This window comes from Catelliglobosispora koreensis DSM 44566 (genome assembly GCF_000379685.1).
Lineage (GTDB): Bacteria > Actinomycetota > Actinomycetes > Mycobacteriales > Micromonosporaceae > Catelliglobosispora > Catelliglobosispora koreensis.
In genome coordinates, this window is sequence record NZ_KB903251.1 from 74,936 (window position 1) to 92,143 (window position 17,208).

16 protein-coding genes are annotated in these 17,208 nt (G+C 64.0%); 11 read left to right on the forward strand and 5 right to left on the reverse strand.

All coding sequences use genetic code 11. From position 1 onward, the window contains the following. The first annotated feature begins 21 nt into the window (after positions 1-21). Both A3E1_RS46000 and A3E1_RS39815 read left to right on the forward strand, forming a co-directional pair. The gene (locus tag A3E1_RS46000) at positions 22-981 is read left to right on the forward strand and encodes a DUF4190 domain-containing protein (RefSeq protein ID WP_020520805.1); all 960 of its coding nucleotides are present in this window, start codon (positions 22-24) and stop codon (positions 979-981) included. Positions 982-984: 3 nt separating this feature from the next. Beyond that, positions 985-1,731, forward strand: a complete 747-nt coding sequence (locus A3E1_RS39815) for a DUF6807 domain-containing protein (protein WP_020520806.1) — start codon at positions 985-987, stop codon at positions 1,729-1,731. Here the strand turns inward: A3E1_RS39815 and A3E1_RS0110940 are convergent. Then, complete coding sequence (locus A3E1_RS0110940; RefSeq protein WP_020520807.1) at positions 1,717-2,673, reverse strand: GNAT family N-acetyltransferase; 957 nt, start codon at positions 2,671-2,673, stop codon at positions 1,717-1,719. The genes A3E1_RS39815 and A3E1_RS0110940 overlap by 15 nt on opposite strands. Before the next feature lie 46 nt (positions 2,674-2,719). Here A3E1_RS0110940 and A3E1_RS39820 point away from each other — a divergent pair, with 46 nt between their 5' ends. From A3E1_RS39820 to A3E1_RS0110965, 5 genes are all read left to right on the forward strand, one after another. Further along, positions 2,720-4,951 carry a choice-of-anchor D domain-containing protein gene (locus tag A3E1_RS39820; RefSeq protein WP_020520808.1) on the forward strand — a complete coding sequence of 744 codons (2,232 nt, stop codon included), beginning with the start codon at positions 2,720-2,722 and terminating at the stop codon, positions 4,949-4,951. A gap of 66 nt (positions 4,952-5,017) precedes the next feature. Continuing rightward, on the forward strand, positions 5,018-5,521 hold the full coding sequence (locus A3E1_RS0110950) for a GNAT family N-acetyltransferase (RefSeq protein ID WP_020520809.1): 504 nt from the start codon (positions 5,018-5,020) through the stop codon (positions 5,519-5,521). Positions 5,522-5,593: 72 nt separating this feature from the next. Next, positions 5,594-7,324: a S8 family peptidase gene (locus A3E1_RS39825; RefSeq protein WP_020520810.1), complete on the forward strand. Its 1,731-nt coding sequence runs from the start codon at positions 5,594-5,596 to the stop codon at positions 7,322-7,324. A 63-nt stretch (positions 7,325-7,387) separates the two neighbouring features. Beyond that, positions 7,388-8,866, forward strand: a complete 1,479-nt coding sequence (locus tag A3E1_RS0110960; RefSeq protein ID WP_157631447.1) for a S8 family serine peptidase — start codon at positions 7,388-7,390, stop codon at positions 8,864-8,866. Next, positions 8,863-10,359, forward strand: a complete 1,497-nt coding sequence (locus A3E1_RS0110965; protein ID WP_020520812.1) for a S8 family peptidase — start codon at positions 8,863-8,865, stop codon at positions 10,357-10,359. Before A3E1_RS0110960 ends, A3E1_RS0110965 begins: the two co-directional genes overlap by 4 nt. Here the strand turns inward: A3E1_RS0110965 and A3E1_RS0110970 are convergent. From A3E1_RS0110970 to A3E1_RS0110980, 3 genes are all read right to left on the reverse strand, one after another. Continuing rightward, positions 10,356-10,832 carry a helix-turn-helix transcriptional regulator gene (locus tag A3E1_RS0110970; protein ID WP_020520813.1) on the reverse strand — a complete coding sequence of 159 codons (477 nt, stop codon included), beginning with the start codon at positions 10,830-10,832 and terminating at the stop codon, positions 10,356-10,358. The genes A3E1_RS0110965 and A3E1_RS0110970 overlap by 4 nt on opposite strands. A 536-nt stretch (positions 10,833-11,368) precedes the next feature. Next, positions 11,369-11,566, reverse strand: a complete 198-nt coding sequence (locus A3E1_RS0110975; RefSeq protein ID WP_020520814.1) for a hypothetical protein — start codon at positions 11,564-11,566, stop codon at positions 11,369-11,371. Between the two features lie 222 nt (positions 11,567-11,788). Next, the gene (locus tag A3E1_RS0110980; RefSeq protein WP_020520815.1) at positions 11,789-12,988 is read right to left on the reverse strand and encodes a lipase family protein; all 1,200 of its coding nucleotides are present in this window, start codon (positions 12,986-12,988) and stop codon (positions 11,789-11,791) included. A 107-nt stretch (positions 12,989-13,095) separates the two neighbouring features. Here A3E1_RS0110980 and A3E1_RS0110985 point away from each other — a divergent pair, with 107 nt between their 5' ends. Continuing rightward, positions 13,096-13,710, forward strand: a complete 615-nt coding sequence (locus tag A3E1_RS0110985) for a TetR/AcrR family transcriptional regulator (RefSeq protein ID WP_020520816.1) — start codon at positions 13,096-13,098, stop codon at positions 13,708-13,710. Here A3E1_RS0110985 and A3E1_RS0110990 read toward each other — a convergent pair. Then, on the reverse strand, positions 13,685-14,323 hold the full coding sequence (locus tag A3E1_RS0110990; protein ID WP_211215906.1) for a TetR/AcrR family transcriptional regulator: 639 nt from the start codon (positions 14,321-14,323) through the stop codon (positions 13,685-13,687). The genes A3E1_RS0110985 and A3E1_RS0110990 overlap by 26 nt on opposite strands. Before the next feature lie 58 nt (positions 14,324-14,381). On the opposite strand from A3E1_RS0110990, the gene A3E1_RS0110995 reads away from it, so the two are divergent. The 3 genes from A3E1_RS0110995 to A3E1_RS0111005 are packed head-to-tail and all read left to right on the forward strand — an operon-like array spanning position 14,382 to position 17,207. Beyond that, entirely contained in the window at positions 14,382-15,548 is a 1,167-nt protein-coding gene (locus tag A3E1_RS0110995) for an acyl-CoA dehydrogenase family protein (protein WP_020520818.1), read from the forward strand. Further along, positions 15,545-16,450, forward strand: coding sequence for an acyl-CoA dehydrogenase family protein (locus A3E1_RS0111000; RefSeq protein WP_020520819.1), 906 nt, complete (start codon positions 15,545-15,547; stop codon positions 16,448-16,450). Before A3E1_RS0110995 ends, A3E1_RS0111000 begins: the two co-directional genes overlap by 4 nt. After that, on the forward strand, positions 16,434-17,207 hold the full coding sequence (locus A3E1_RS0111005; protein ID WP_020520820.1) for a MaoC/PaaZ C-terminal domain-containing protein: 774 nt from the start codon (positions 16,434-16,436) through the stop codon (positions 17,205-17,207). The genes A3E1_RS0111000 and A3E1_RS0111005 overlap by 17 nt, the downstream gene beginning before the upstream one ends. The last annotated feature ends 1 nt before the right edge of the window (position 17,208 follow it).

Sequence of the window (17,208 nt, forward strand, 5' to 3'; positions counted from 1 at the left end):
AACCTGGTAGGTTCACCTGCTGTGACATATCCCCCTCAGGATCCACAGAACACCCCGTATCCTCCGGCGCAGCCGGAGTATGGCCAGCAACCGCAGTACGGCCAGCAGCCCCAATATGGGCAGCAGCCTGGATATGGGCAACAACCGCAGCAGCCGGCTTACGGTCAACCGCAACAGCCGGCCTACGGCCAGCAGCCGCAATACGGGCAGTCACCGTATGAGGCTCAGCAGCCGCAGTATGGGCAGCCGCCGGTAAGTGGCTCGCCCTATGAGGCGCCGACGTCGGCACAGCCTGGCTACTACCAGCCACCGGCTCAGGGCAGCCCCTACCCGGCCGCGCCCTACCAGCAATACGGCGCACCCGCGCCCTCGGGCAAAACCAATGGCTTCGCCATCGCGTCGCTCATCCTGGGCATCATCGGTGGCGTTCTGCTTTCGGCCATCTTCGGTTTCGTCGCGCTCTCGCAAATCAAGAAGCGCAACGAAAAGGGCAAGGGCATGGCCATCGCCGGCCTTGTCCTTTCCGGGGTGTGGCTCCTGGTCTGTGGTGGCCTGATCGCGGCGGGTGCCATTGGCGGCATCAACGCGTCTGCCGACCGCGATGACAAGGGCACCATCACTGACAGTGGAAACGTGGACGCCAAGGCGATCAAGCTCGGCGACTGCGTGAACGACCTTGAGGAAGGCAGTGTTACCTCCGTGGCCGCGGTGCCCTGCTCGCAGCCGCACGACGCCGAGGTCTACGCCGAGTTCAGCCTCACCGGCAGCACCTATCCCGGTGACACCAAAGTAGAGACCGACGCCGAAGAGGGCTGCAGCGACCGCTTCGAGACCGCTGTCGCCGCTAAGTTCGTCGAGGATGAGTCGATCGACATCTACTTCCTCTACCCGAGCAAGGAAACCTGGGCCCGGGGCGACCGCACCGTGTCCTGCTTCGCCGAGAAGACCGACGGCAAGCTCACCGGATCGATCAGGAAGTAGCCAATGGAGCTGACCGTGGGCGGGGTGCCCGTAGCGGAATATGTGTTAACGCCAACGCTCGATCACACCCTATCCCCGCGGCCATACCTCCATCCGGTTAGGACATTCGGCGGAGTCATCATCACCGATGCCGAACCCGAAGACCACCGGTGGCATCTGGGGCTATCCCTGGCCATGCAAGACGTTAACGGCACTAACCTGTGGGGCGGCCGGACGTATGTGCGTGGCCAGGGCTACACCTGGCTGGACGATCACGGGACGATCACGCATGAGGGGTTCGAATCTCCGGGCGTGCAGCGGCTTTCCTGGCGCGACAGTGACGGCAAGGTCCTGCTTGACGAACGGCGCACGATCACGACGTCGCTTGTGGACAGCCGGTCCTGGCAACTGAGCCTGGGCTGGGAACTGACGGCGCCAGGGGAGCGGGTCGTGCTGGGTAGCCCGGCGACCAATGGCCGTCCCGATGGCGCGGGCTATGGCGGATGCTTCCTGCGCCTGGCCCCCGGCCCGGCTCACGTCACCGCAGGCTCGCTAAGCGGTGAAGCCGAAGTCAACGGGTGTTCTGAGCCCACTGTGGTGTGGCGGTCCGCCCAGTTCGAGGTCACCGTCACTGGAGCGGACCGCTGGTTCGTGCGCACCGGGATCTATCCCGGCCTCTGTGCCGCGTGGGCCTTCGAAGAAGTGCGTGTCATCGAAGCCGGCCAAACGTGGGCCGGACAGTTTTCGATGGTTGTCTCAGACGTCCAATAGCTTGCGCCAGCTGTCGATCACGAGCACCTCGCGCATGCCTGCCCGCGTGTAGAGCCCGAGCGCGGGACGTTGCGGGTTTGAGTCGACGTGCAAAACCGTTCCGGCACGGCCGATCGCGGCATCTTCGGCGAACGCGTAACGCAGCAAGAACCCGGCGAGCCCACGGCCCTGATTCCCAGGCACGGTTCCCAACGTGAGCACATAGCCGAGGTTCTCATCCGGCACGAAGTGGTTGGTGCGCACCAGAACCGCTGCTGGTTCCTCGCCGTCATAGAGCACGTGAACAAGACTCCAGTCATGCGCGGCGCTGCCTTCGCGCTCCTGCACCCACTCGTCGTAATCCTTGGGCACGAAGCCGTAGTGGTCGTGGAAGGCTTTGTTCCGTACGTCCAACGCGTCCCGCCGCACTTTTTCCTCCGACGTCCCGTGGCGCAGCGTTGTTCCTTCAGGCAACGACGGAGGTGGTACCAGCTGGGGGTGATCGATCCGCATCCGCACGAAGCGGGCGGCCGCCTGGTAGCCCTTGGCCTCCGCGGTCCGGCGCGTGCGCTTTTCTTGCGGGTACATGTTGATGTCTAGCCGAGTGGTGGAGTAGCCCGCCTCCCGCGCCTTCTCACGAGCACGTTCTTCGGCCGTTTCCCAGAGCCAGCCGTAAAGCTCATCGTGCCCCGGAAGTGCATAGACCTGCATCTCCGTGTTGTCGCTGCCGGTCTTGATGACCGCCCAGGCCCAGCCAGCCGGCTCACCCGCCTCGGTCAGCACCAGCCAGCCGTCACGATCGCGGTCAAACGTGGGCTCATCCAGCTCATCACTGGCATCTTGCTCGGTGTAGTCGGCCGCGCCGATGGCGTCAATGTTCTGTGCGGCGACCACCGCGAAAACGTTAGGCCCGTCGTCCAGCGTGGGCCGGCGAACGGAGTAACCCGGCGGAAGAGTTGGCATCCCTCTATCCTGTCGCGCGCCCATCGTCCCGGCGACCGAATTTCGTGTGGTTGAATACCTGCTCACGTTCATGTTCGCGCTCCACACGGGGGTAAATTTGCGCACCCTTCGCGCGCTCGTATGCGCCGTAACCCTGGCCGCCACGGTTGGCTTCGCCGTCAGCCCCGCTACCGCGGCAGCCCCAACCGCCCCATACACCGCCATCGCCGGCACCATGGGTCCTATCGACCCTTACTTCAGGGGCCCGGGAAGCTTTGTGCTAGACGGCTCCAACGGCATGACTATGGAAGGCGAGAGCGGATCATACCCCGACAGCTCGGACGCGGTAACCGTTACAGCCTTCACCTCAGACCACAACATTTACCGGACAATTGGGCTTGATGGGACTTACTCTGGGCGGTTCCAGCAGGGCCAGACCTACCAGCTGAGCCACGGGTACCAAACCGGCGCAGTGCGGCTCTGGGGGAATTGGACTTCACTGTCGTGCGTCGACGCAAACTATTCTGGCACCGTAACGGTCCTAGAGGTGGCCCGAACAGCTGAGACGCAAGCAATTACGGCGTTTGCCGGGTCGATTAAGGAGAACTGCGGCGACGTCTCGATTGGCAAGGAACTTCGCTGGAATTCCACTGTGCCCTATGTCGGGGTGACGACCAGCACTGGCTGGATTGACTTCGGCTGGATCGATGTCAACGCTACTGCCGCCGAGAAGACGGTGACGGTCACTGGGCATGGGCCGACGCCACTTGTGCTGGGCAGTGCCTACCTCGGTGGAGCCGTGCCAGCAGCCTTTGAGATAACTGCCGACGCCTGCTCGGGCAAGACGCTCCAATACGGACAGTCCTGTGAGCTGAAGGTGCGCGGCAGGCCCACGGCCGTGGCGACCCAGGAGGGGCTGCTGCTCCTGCCTGACAACACGTCCGGTGGCCATCAATATGTGCAGCTGACGGTTCGAGGCGTGCATGGGGCAACGGGAACGTATTATCCGGTCAGGCCGATGAGGTTCCTCGATACGAGGTCTATCTGGAGCAACGGCACCAACAATGGCAGCAAGCTTGGGCCAGGCGCGACAACGCGGCTGAAGGTCGTGGGGAGAAACGACATCCCCGAGCAAGCCTCGGCTGTCGTGCTGAATGTGACCGCTACGGAGACGACGTCTCCCGGTCACCTGACGGTCTACCCTGCGGGCGTGACTCGGCCAACGGCATCGTCGCTGAACTTTAGCGCTGGTCAGACCATTGCCAATTCGGTGACCGTGGCCGTTGGCGCCAACGGTGAGATCGAAATGTTCAACTCAGCCGGGCAGACCCACATCCTTGTGGACATCATGGGCTGGTACGCCAAGGACAACAGTGTCCTTAACTGGGCCGGGTATGGAGCGGGTGGGCAGTTGCACACCCACGAGCCGGTGCGGCTGCTGGACACCCGGGATCCCGCGGACTGGCCGTGGGGCAAGCTGGACGCGTTCTCGTACGCCTTGGTTCGCTTTGGTTACGCGAAGGAGATCCGCCAGCACATCAAGGCGGTCGTGGTCAACGTGACCGCGGTTGATCCAGACGGAGCCGGGCACCTGCGGGCGTGGAACGGCGTCGATACGGGTCATGGAAGCATTCCTGACACGTCGATTCTGAACTACACCCCCAAGAGCATCGTGCCTAACTTGGCGATCGTGCCGGTCTCGCCCTGTGGCGCCGACTGTGGTGAGGGCTGGGAAGACCTTCCGCAAATCGGTATCTACACCAACGGGACCACGCACGTCCTCGTTGATGTCGTTGGGTTCTATGACGATTCGACGCTCGAAGGCGGTCTGCGTTTTCAGCCCAACACTCCAAGCCGGATTGTCGACACCCGGATCGGGCTCGGCGTGGCTGGCAAGGTTGGCCAAGGTCAAACGGCGACGGTGACGACGCCACAGAATCTGGCCGGAGCGACGGGACAGGCGCTCGCACTGAATGTCACCGGCGTTCACCCGAGCCAGACGACACACATGATCGTCTGGGAGAACGGGATTCCTAAGCCGACGGTGTCAAACCTCAATCCCGCGCAGGGCCAGATCGTGCCCAACGCAGTGATCACGGGTATAGACGCCGCACGCAAGTTCAACGTCTACAACAACGCCGGGCAAACCGACGTGGTGATCGATGTCGTGGGTTCGTTCTACATCTGGACACCGCCCGCGGAGTCCCTTATGGCTCACCGAGGGATACAGCGGCTGATTCCTGTGCCGGTCAACCTCGCACCAACGGCGGATGCACCGCTGGCATTCCGTAAGGCATAACTCGCTGTCACGGGCCGCCCCGGGACCTTATGGTTCCCAGGGGCGGCCCTTTCTGTGGGAGACGAGATGATGGATCACGTGATGTTGCGGCAGTTGGATGAAGAGTCGCTTAAGGCACTGCTGGAAGTCGCGGTGAGCGATGCCGATCCGGATGAGACGATGCCACCGATGCCGGGTAACCCGGGGTGGACGACCGAGCGGCGCGAGAAGTTTCTGGAGTTCTTCCGGCCGATGCTGGCAGGACTGGACGGTCCGAGAGCGACACTTATCTATGCGATAACGGTCGATGGGGTCATCGCCGGGTTTATCCGGCTTGCCCGCACGAACCGTGACGGTGTGGCCGAAACGGGGATCTGGCTCGGGCGGTCGTGGCGGGGCAAAGGGCTCGCGACTGAGGCGCTGAAGGAATTGCTGACGATAGCTGCGGCGCTAGGCTTTTCGTCGATCGTCGCGGACACGAGCCCGGAAAACGCCGCCGCGCTGGGAGCGCTTCGCCGTTTGGGGGCCGCTCTTCGCGTACACGCTGAATTAATAATCGGTCCAGCTTACGCCCCTGATCTAGATAAGTGAATATCTATAAATCGATGTGCTTCTCCCTTTAGCATCGGTCAATCGGCCAACCAGCAAGGGGAGGAACTCTACGTGAAGTTCCGGCTATTCGCGCTGGGTGCCGCAGTGGTTACCGCCACGGCGGCCATAGGCGCACAGGCAGGCGCGGCACCGCCAGCGCAAGGTTTCATTCTCGCCGCGGACAGCCCCCGTGCCATCAGCGGCTCTTACATCGTGGTGCTCAAGGACAACGTGGGCATCGCGGCGACCTCGGCCAGCCTCGCCTCGCGCTACGGCGGCACGGTCGTCACCACGTGGCAGGACGCTCTCAAAGGCTTCCACGCCAACATGTCGCCGGCGGCAGCGCGCAGGCTGGCCGCCGACCCAGCCGTCAAATACGTTGAGCAGGACCAGGTTGTCACGCTCGTGGGCACGCAGTCACCGACCCCGTCGTGGGGCCTTGACCGCATCGACCAGCGGAACCTGCCGCTCAACAACTCCTACACATACCCCAACACCGGTTCCGGCGTCACCGCGTACATCATCGACACCGGCATCAGGGTCACGCACAGCGACTTCGGTGGCCGTGCGACCTGGGGCACCAACACCACTGGCGATGGCAACAACACCGACTGCCATGGCCACGGCACGCATGTTGCCAGCACTACCGGAGGCACGACTTATGGTGTCGCCAAAGGCGTCAGCCTGATCGCCGTCAAGGTGCTCAACTGCTCCGGCAGCGGCTCGACCGCCGGCGTCAACAACGGCATCAACTGGGTGACCAGTCACCACACCACCGGCGCGGCCGTGGCCAACATGAGCCTCGGCGGCGGTTTCAGCCAGTCGCAGAACGACGCGGTGACCGCGTCCATCAACGACGGTGTCACCTACGCCATCGCGGCCGGCAACTCCAACGCCAACGCGTGCAACTACTCGCCCGCTTCCACTCCAGCAGCCATCACGCTCGGGTCGTCGACGAACACCGACGCGCGGTCCTCGTTCTCGAACTGGGGAACCTGCCTCGACCTGTTCGCCCCCGGCAGCAGTATCACCGCGGCGTGGAACACGAGCGACTCAGCCACCAACACGATCAGCGGCACCTCCATGGCCTCGCCTCACGCCGCGGGTGCCGCCGCTCTCATCAAGGCGGCCAACCCTTCGTTTACACCGCAACAGGTTCGCGACCGCATGGTCGCCGACGCCACCCCCGGCGTCATCACTTCGCCGGGCACGGGCTCGCCGAACCTGCTGCTGTTCGTGAACAACGGTGGCACGCCACCCGGCCAAACGGTCTGGGAAGACACCTTTGAGACCGCGACGGGCTGGACCACCAACCCGAACGGCACCGACACGGCGACCACGGGCGCTTGGCAGCGCGGCGATCCAGCCGCGACCTCAAGCGGCATCGCGCTGCAACTCGGCACCACGGTCAGCGGCACCTTCGACCTCGTGACCGGGGCCGCGGCTGGCACTGGCGCTGGTGACTTCGACGTTGACGGTGGCGTGACGAGTGCACGTTCGCCCGCGGTCACGTTGCCGGGCACTGGGACGCTCACTTTGAGCTATTCCTGGTACCTAGCGCATCTCAACAATTCCAGCAGTGCTGACTTCTTCCGGGTCAGTGTCGTCCACAGTGGAGGGACTACGGTCCTGTTCACGCAAGCTGGTGCGGCGTCGAACCGGGCCGGCGCCTGGGCCACGGGCAGCAACGCGCTGTCGGCCTACGCCGGGCAGTCGGTGCGCATCCTCGTCGAATGTGCTGACGCGTCAACGGCCAGCCTCGTCGAGTGCGGCGTCGACAACGTAAAGATCGCTCAGTCCTAGTTCTGCTGCAAGGGTTCCGGCGCTCACGGGCGCCGGAACCCCGTCTGCGTGGGGAGACTTTCTTTGAAGACTTTGCTAACGGCCGCGGTGGTCCTTGCTTCTTTAGCTGGTACGCCGTCAGCCGCCTACGGAAATGTAGCTGCCGCCCCGTCAGGTCAGGTGATCCCTGACTCCTACATCGTCGTCGCCGAACGGTCCCAAGTGGAGCGTCACGGCGGCAGGATAGTGCGCGAGTTTAAGAGCTTCAACGGTTTTGAAGTGCACATGAACGCCTCGCAGGCCCGCCGGGTGGCGGCCTCGGGCTATGTGGAGCAGAACGCGGTCATTCAGCTAGATGCCGGCATCCTTGGCACGCAACCGAATCCACCGTCGTGGGGACTAGACCGCATCGATCAGCGCAACCTGCCACTGGACGCTTCCTATACGTTCCCGAACAACGGTGCCGGCGTTCGCGCCTACATCCTGAGCACGGGCATCCGCGTCACACACACCGATTTCGGTGGCCGGGCGATCCACGGCTACGACTCTGTTGACAACGACTTCATCGCCACCGACTGTCAGGGCAGCGGAACGCACCTAGCCGGAATCGTTGGTGGCGCTAACTATGGTGTCGCCAAAGGCGCGACACTCGTCGCTATGCGGATCGTCAACTGCACGGGCGCCGGAACCATAGCGCAGGTCGTCGCGGGAATCGACTGGGTGACCAACAACGCGGTGCGCCCGGCGGTCGCGGTGCTGGCGGTGGGCAGCGCGGCCAATACGGTGGTCGACAATGCCGTCAAGGCTTCTATCGCCTCCGGCATCTCCTATTCCGTGGTCGCCGGCGGCAGTGGCTCCGACGCGTGTAACTTCTCGCCTGGCCGCGTCACAGACGCCCTGACCGTCGCGGCATCGTCCAATACCGACACGGTCAGCGGATCGTCCGGCTTTGGCCCGTGTGTTGACCTTTACGCGCCGGGGGTCGGGATCACCTCGACCTGGTACACCACTGACACCGCTGTGGCCACGATCTCCGGCACGACACCGGCTTCAGCACATGTCGCGGGAGCGGCGGCGCTGATTCTGTTCGCGCATCCCACGTGGTCGGCCATCCAGGTGCACAACGAAATCACCGCCGACGCGACACCGGGAGTGCTGACAGGCGTGCCGCCGGGCACGGCAAACCTGTTGCTATACGTGGACAACGGCGGCACCACGCCTTGCCTTTACACCAACGGGACCGATGTGCCGATCCCCGACTATCCCGGAGCGGCCGTCTACAGCGACATCAACGTTCCGTGCGCGGGCACTGGCTCGGCGGCGGCACCTGTCACGGTCAACATCGTGCACACGTGGAAGGGCGACCTGACGGTCGAACTGGTTTCCCCTGACGGGTCAACGTTCCTCCTGCACAACCGCACCGGCGGCAGCGCCGACAACATCAACCAGACCTACATCGTGGACCTGTCGGGTGAGGGCCGCAACGGCGTGTGGCGCCTGCGAGTGCGTGACCACGCCCGCGCCGACACCGGATACATCAACTCCTGGACGGTGAACCCATGAAACTCCTGCTAGCCGCCGTTCTCGCGTTCGGGTCGCCAATGGCGCCCGTTGCGCCTGAGGGCACGATCAGGCCAGCGTCGAATCCTGTGGACGGATCGTATTTGGTGGTGCTCAAGGACGCTTCGTCTTTGGGGGACATGCTTTCGGCGTACCAGCCGGAAAGGGTCTTTAAGCATGCGCTGCACGGCTTTGAAGTCAGGCTGGAAGCCAAGGCTGCCCGAAAACTGGCCGCTCATCCAGCAGTTGATTATGTACAGCAGAACGGGACCGTGTCGCTCGACCCGGGAATCCTTGATACGCAGCCATCTCCGCCATCGTGGGGGCTCGACCGCATAGACCAGCGCAACCTGCCGCTGGACGCTTCCTACAGCTACCCGAACACGGGAGCCGGGGTCCGCGCTTACATCCTGAGTAGTGGCATTCGCACGACGCACACGGACTTTGGCGGCCGCGTGGTGCACGGCCGGGACACGATCGACAACGACAACGACGCGTCCGACTGTAACGGTCACGGCACCAACGTGGCCGGGATCGTTGGTGGCGCCGCGCACGGCGTGGCCAAAGGCGTGACGCTGGTGGCCATGCGGGTCGTCAACTGCCAGGGCAGCGCGTCTTTCGCTCAGGTCATCGCGGGCGTCGACTGGGTGAGCGCCAATGCCGTCAAGCCAGCCGTGGCCGTGATGGTTGTCGGTGCCTCCCTGGACGCGACCATCAACAACGCGGTGCGCAACTCGATCCTTTCTGGCGTCACGTATACGGTCATCGCCGGATCGTCGAGCAGTAACGCCTGCAACTTCTCGCCCGCCAGTGTCACGGAGGCGATAACCGTTGCGGGGACGACGAACCTGGACGCCCGGCACACGGCATCGAACTTCGGGACATGCCTGGACCTGTTCGCCCCCGGCGTTGGAGTCACGACCACGGCCTGGACGTCGGACACCGCGACGATCACCATCTCGGGCACCTCGTTTGCCACCGCTCACGCGGGCGGTGCGGCAGCGCTGATCCTTGCCGCCCATCCCACGTGGACCCCCGCCCAAGTGCGCGACCAGTTAGTCGCTGACGCCACTCCAGGCGTGGTGACGAACCCTGGCACAGGTTCACCGAACCTGCTGCTCTACGTCTCCAACGCCGGTGGCCCGTTACCTTGTGTCTTCTCCAACGGCGGCAACGTGTCCATCCCGGACTATCCAGCCGCGGCCGTTAACTCGTCGGTTGTGGTAAGTGGCTGCAGCGGCAACGCTTCGGCGACTTCTAGCGCCGAGGTCCACATCATTCACCCGTTCCGCGGCGACCTTCAGATCGACCTCGTCGCCCCGGACGGAACGGCCTATCGCCTCAAGAGCCGCGATGCGGACAGCGGCGACGACATCCACTCCACCTATGTCGTGAACGTTTCCTCCGAAACCCGCAACGGCACCTGGCATCTGCGCGTGCGCGACCGCCGGGCCAATAACGTCGGCTTCATCGACAGCTGGACCTTGCGGCTCTAGCGATAGGCTCCCGGGGGCGGCGGAACACCACGGTGTTGCGCCGCCCTTACCTCCCACTGGCTAACCTTTCGCCGTTCATCGCGCCGCTTTCGGTTGCGCCAGAAGGTCTCAGGCGGATAGGCCAGCCCGTAGACGCCTCCCCACCAGTCATCGCTCACGGGGTCAACGATGGTGTCCAAGTGGGAAGGATAGCGGCGCCCGGCACCGTCTGTGAGATCCTCCCGGTCAAGCATCGGCATGAGCATGCGTCCCTTCTCGTCAGTGACGACAAGGTAGTGCTCCGTTGCCGCGAGGAGCTTCAGAAAGACCGCCAAACTTGGCAGCCTTTCACCGGTCTCGATCCGGCCAATCATCGACGGATGAACACCTGCTGCCTTTCCCAACTCGGCTTGGCTAAAGTCGGCTTTGCGTCGCGCTGCCCTGAGCAACCCTGGCGCGGGGAACGGCAGTTCATCACTGGTGCGTTTGGGCATGCCCTGAATCTGCCGCCGTGCCGTTTGGGCCGCAAGCCTTCATGCGTCTTATGTGGACAACCGATGGCGTTGTCCACAGGCTGGTTTGCTTTCGCTCTGCACCCATAGAGACTGCGCCGATTTTGGGTCTTAGGCTCGGGCCTTTGCAGGTCATGGTGTGTGCGTGCGGTGCATTTGCTTTCCACCTATAGGGGCTCGAATATGCAATGGGTCGTGCCCCCGTGGGTGGAAAGCAAATGCACTGAGATGAAGGGGTATCACCTGCGGTTCATGGCTTGAGCCGGCCGCGAGCGCTGACTCCTCTTTGGGTGCAGAGCGGTGCCAAGCCGAGCGCGCAACAAACCGCGTCAGGCTGGGCGTGCACGATGTAGTGCAGCGCGCATCTGCTCAAAGATGATGGCATCGACGTGGCGGTCGCGGGCGTGGACACGATCGCACGAGATCGCCACGGCGAATCTCGTGCGGGCCGCCAAAGTCGCCGGGGTGGGGCACGCGGTCTACGTCAGTGTTGCGGGTGCCGGGCAGGTGCCGGTCGGCTACTTCAAGATGAACAGCAAGTGGTTCACGACAATGGCGTGCCGGGGACGATCGTGCGGGCGGCGCAGTTCCACGATCTCGTTTACACCGTCGTGTCGAAGCTTGCCAAGATGCCGATCGTGCCTGTCGTGAAGGGACTCCGGTTTCAGCCGGTCGACGCTCGTGATGTCGCGAAGCGCCTTGCTGAGCTGGCGCAAGGAAAGCCAGCCGGGCGGGCGGCAGAAATCGTGGGACCGCGTTGCGGCACAAGGAAAGCGGCATGTATCCGTGCCGATGGGTATGCCGGGCCGCGCCTATCGCGACGCAGCCAACTTGACGCGCAGCGGTGCCACCGTCGGGACTCACACCTGAGAATCGTTTGTAGCACAACGGCTCGGAGCCGGCGCGAAGTGACGACGCCGGCCCCGAAGCGGAAACAACTAGCAGGAGTTGCTGACGGAACGGCCACGGAAGCGATCGTCGAGCCACGAAACGGCAGACGGTGCGCCGATGGGGACGCCGCCGATGTGGGCGACGAAATACATGGGCTTCCACGTGACGTGTGCGCCCATCGAGCAGTACTTGTCTTTCAGCGCACGGGCGTTGCTGAACGGGATCAGTTCGTCCCACGTCCCGTGGTACATAAGGATGGGATTAGCCGGCTTATAGTGCCCGGTGGACATTGAGCTTAGGGCTGCCTGCCACGACGGAAGGGTCAGCGGGTCCGGTCCGTTCACGAAATCTCTCATCCGGCGAAACGGCAAGAACCCTGACGTCAGCTCGACACAGGAGTTCTTCGCCAACGCGACCGCGGCCCGGCCGGTGTCGTTGAGGATCTCCTCGAACGGGACGTCATAACTGGTGTCAGCACCGATCGCGGCGAGAATCATGATGCCGGAAAACGGGCTGCCGTCGAGGTTTCGGGCCACACCGTTGATGTCACCAGGGACACCGCCAGCCGCTGCGCCCACGACGGCGAGGCCGGAACCGTAGGTGCCTGCTAGCTCGGAAGCCCAGGCGGCGGCGTGACCTCCTTCGGAGTACCCCCAAAAACCGACCTTGGAGGACGTGGACATGGAGGTGCCCCCAAGGCGTTGCGCGGCGCGGGCCATGTCGATGGCCGCCCGGCCGGCTTCCGGGCCGACGATGTAATGCTGCGGGCCTGGGCCGACACCCCGGCCGACGAAGTCGGTGATGGCCACGGCCCAGCCTTTGAGGAGCGCGAGGCTGAAGATGGCCGTCTCGTATTCGACGCCGTTGGCCAGTTGGTAAGACGTGGCGCAGAACGGGGCGATGCCCGCTGTGCCGGTCGTGTAGGACACGATCGGACGGGCGCCGCCGGACCAGGCGGTCAAGGGCTCCAGCACGATGCCGGACACGGCGACGTCTTGGCCATTGACCAAAGTGGACTTGTAGATGACTTGCGTGGCCCGCACTGGCACCGGGAGGAGCGGAAGTGCCTGGGCCAGGACAGGACGGGAGCGGATGATGCTGCCGGGGGAGCCGGCCGGCATCGGGGACGGTGCGGCGTAGAACGGGTCTAGCTGCGGCGGAAGAACCGTCGCGGCCGAGGCCGGAGCCGCGGGAGCCACCAGGACCATGGCCAGGATGAGCAGTGCAGTCTTGCGCAGGACGGACACAATGCACCTACCTGTAATGTGGTAACCAGTCTTTCCTGAATTGGTTACTAGACGGTAATACCAGCGACGCAAACTGACAAGACGGCTTTTCAGATTTAAGGAGACCCATGCGTTCGTATGCGGGCCGCAGTGCGGAGGAGCGGCGCACGGAACGCAGAGAAAAACTGATCGAAGCGGCGCTCGAACTCTTCGGCACAGAAGGCTATGCGGCGACCTCGATCGAGAAGCTGTGCGCGACAGCCGGAGTGTCCACACGCAACTTCTACCAAGAGTTCTCGGGGCGCGAAGACCTTCTGCTCGCCGTGCACGGCCAGATCACAGAACGGGCGGTCGCCGGGATCGCGGAACTGTTGTCCAGCTTGGAGAATGCCCCGCTCGCGGTGCGGATTTCCAAGGCGGTCACGGAATACGTCCGGCTGACAGCGGGTGATCCGCGTGTGGCGCGGGTGGCCTATGTCGAGCTCGTGGGAGTGTCGCAAACCGTTGAGGAGCACCGTCTTTCGTGGCGGGCGAAGTGGTCAGCGCTCATGGAGGCCGAAGCGGCGCGTGCCGCGAGCCGGGGCGAGGCGGTTACCCGCGACTTTCACTTGAGCACGGTCGCCATCATGGGCGCGGTCAACGAACTCGTTTACCACTGGTCGACGAAACGCACTGACGCGTCAAGGGAAACCGTGACCGCGGAGTTGACCCGCCTGATCATGGCTTTGCTAACGGTGCCTTAAGCGCGGCGTCAAAAGCCATCCGCAGGTGCTGCTTCGCGCGGTGCCATCTTGCTTCTAGCCGTGGTACTGGGTCAGCGTGCACAAACGACGTGAGCAAAATGCCGCGGACGGTATCCATCGCCGTGTAAACGCAATGCGCGTAGGCCTGCTGGTCGGCGTGGGCCGGGAACAGCGAGCGCGCGACCTCCACAACGGACGCTGTGGTCGCGGGCTCGACGAGAGCCAACTGGCTGTTGAGTTCCGGGTCGGTGCGGGCCGCGACCCAAAGCTCAACGGTCGCGTGGAAAACCGGTCCTTGGTGCATCTCCCACATCAGGTCGAGTGCCGCGTCGATGGGGTCGGGCGAACTGCGGATGCGGTCTAGTTCAGCGAAGGCCGCCTCGGCCCGTTTGGCGGCAAGGTGCCGAAGCGCCGCGGCGACAAGGGCGGCTTTGGTGGGGAAGTGGTGCACCTGCGCACCGCGCGTGACTCCCGCGCGCTCGACGACTTTTGTCGTCGAAGTGCCCGCGTAGCCGTAATCCACCAGGCACTCGATGGTCGCCTCAAGCAGGCGGTGCCGCATCGCGGACGCCCGCTGCGCTTGGGTTCTCCTCGTTGTAGCCGTGGCTGCCATAGCGCCTACTCTAACGGCCGGCTATACAAACATACAATTCTGACTGTATGTTTCTGGCGTGGACCTCACGGACTCCCCTCAGCTGGCCACGTTCCGCCAGCGCGTCCGCTCTTGGCTGCAAGCGCACCAAAGCGATGCGCCCACGGAGAAGACCGGCCTGCACATCAAGGACATCGAGCCGTTTCGTGCGTGGCAACGGCAGCTAGCCGAAGCCGGACTGGTCGGGGTGACCTGGCCGGTGGAGTTTGGCGGGCAAGGGCTCGGCATGATCGAGCAAGCGGTCATCAACAGCGAGCTTTACCGGCTGGGTTTGCCGGGCGCGCTCGACCTCATCGGGCTGGGCAACCTCGGGCCGACCATCATCGTGCACGGCACCGCCGGGCAAAAAGAGCGTCATCTCAAGCCTTTGCTGACCGGTGACGAGATCTGGTGCCAGTTCTTCTCGGAACCTTCCGCCGGCTCCGACCTCGCCGGGATCAGAACCCGTGCCGTTAAGACGGACGAGGGCTGGCTCCTCAACGGGCAGAAGGTCTGGACCACCAACGCTCAGCACGCGGCCTTCGGCCTGCTGCTGGCCCGCACCGACCCGTCGTTGCCTAAGCACCAAGGGCTTTCCATGTTCATAGTGGATATGAAGGCGCCCGGGGTTCAGGTGCGGCCGCTGCGTCAGCTGACCGGGATGGCCGCTTTCAACGAGGTCTTCTTCGACAACGTTGAGCTGCCCGAGACGGCGATCGTTGGTGAGGTCAACGACGGCTGGGCTGTCGCGCTGACCTGCCTGATGTATGAACGGTTCAACCTGCTCACGATGCTGGACCAGATCGGCTGGCAGCCTTCGGTGTTCGTGCAACCGTTGCGGGACAAGATAAAACCGCAGCATGTGCAACCGCTGGCTTCCGTTCTGGTGGATCTGCTGGCGGTCCGCTATAGCGGCCATCGTGCGCTCAGCAAGGTGGCTCATGGCGAGTTGCCCGGGCCTGAAGCGGGGCTAGGAAAGATCACCCTTGTCGACGCGGCGATCCGTGGCGCGCAGATCATCGCCGAAGTGGACGGACCGTCGGCATTGGACGGTCAGTGGGGCCAAGTGCTCGCCGAGATGCAGGGTTTGCGCAGTGGCGGTGGCACCGATGAGATTCTCCTGAACACGATCGGGGAGCGCGTCTTGGGCCTGCCGGGTGAGCCGCGAGTCGACAAAGGCATGCCGTTCTCGGAGGTGATGTCGTGAACTTCGAGCTGGGCACCGACGAGATAGCCCTGATCAATAGCGTGCGCCAGGCATTGGGGCGCACCGCGACGCTGTCAGCGGCCCGGGACGCGCTCGATGGCGGGCAGCGCGCCGACCTGTGGCCCGAAGCGGTCAAGGGCGGCTGGAACGATCTGCCCGAGCTGCTCTATGGCGCGCTCGTGCTCATCGAGTGCGGCCGGGTGCTGGCGCCAACGGGACTGCTCGGTCATCTGACGGCCCGTTTCGCCGTACCAAATCTCGATGCCTCCAAGCGCACCGCCTATGTCCCGCTGGACGGGAAGTACGTTCCCGACGCCGCGGAAGCCGAAGTCTTGGTCGCCGAAACACCCGACGGCGGCCTGCTGCTGGTCGGTCAAGCCGAAGTGGAGGCGGTTGGTAACTATGACGCCTCGCGGCCGCTGGGCAACGTGACCGTCCATAGTGGAACGCCGGTCGACGGCGACGCCCGCCACGCGTGGAACGTCGCGCAGACCCTGCTCGCCGCGGAAACGCTCGGCGCGTCCGAAGCGGCACTTGCCATGGCCGTGGGCTATGCCAAGCAGCGCAAGGCTTTTGGGCGTGCGATCGGCTCGTTCCAGGCGATCAAACACCAGCTGACCGACGGGCTGCGGCTCAACGAGAACGCGCGATCACTGCTCTACTACGCGTGCTACGCGGCTGGGTCGGCGGAGTTCGAACTGGCCGCCAACGCCGCCAGATTCGCCGCTGACCAGGCGATCGGCGTCGTGACCCAGCGGTGTATCGCGATCCATGGTGGAATCGGAGCCACCTGGGAACACGATGCTCATCTCTATTTCCGCCGGGCGCAGCTGACCCGCCTGCTGCTTGGTGGTCAGGCTGGCGCGGGCGAGAAGGTGGTTACCCATGTCATTTCTGGTTGAGGCGGCGCGGACCATCGCCTATGCGAAGGCCACGAACGACCCGATCGCCGAGCATCTCAACGGGGAACTGGCTCCGCCGGTGTTCGCCGTCGTCCCCGCGTGGGACGCGCTGGTGATGGCGATGGCCAATGTCGCGCCGCCCGAGATGCTGCCGTTGCTGGTGCATGGGGAGCAGGACATTCATATACACCAGCCGCTGGTACCAGGTATGAATGTCACCACCGCAGCGAAGGTGATCGGGGTCCAGGTCAAGTCGTCTGGCACGACGGTCACGACGCACTCGGTAACGTCCACTGTGGACGGTGAACCCGTGAACGAGCAGTATCTCGTGACGTTCATCCGGTCGTGGCAGGCCGAGGAGTCGTGGGGACAAGCCGCACCGGATCACGCGTTCAGCGTGCCTGAAACCCAGCGGGACCACGAAGTCATCACGCGCATCGACGCGGATCAGACGTTCCGTTATGCCGAGGCGTCGGGCGATCCGATGACGATCCATCTCGACGATGAGGTCGCCCGGGCCGTCGGCCTGCCCGGGATCATCGTGCATGGCTTGTGCACCATGGCTTTCACGTCGTGGGCGGCCATCACGACCTTGTGCGACGGTGACCCGCGCCGGCTCAAGCGGATCGCTGTCCGCTTCAGCCAGCCGGTGTTGCCGGGGCAGGAAATCACCACCCGTTTTTGGGGGAACAGCTTTGAAACCTCGTCCGACTCGGGCGCGGTCGTGATTAAGAATGGTCTCATCGAGAGGGTTTGAA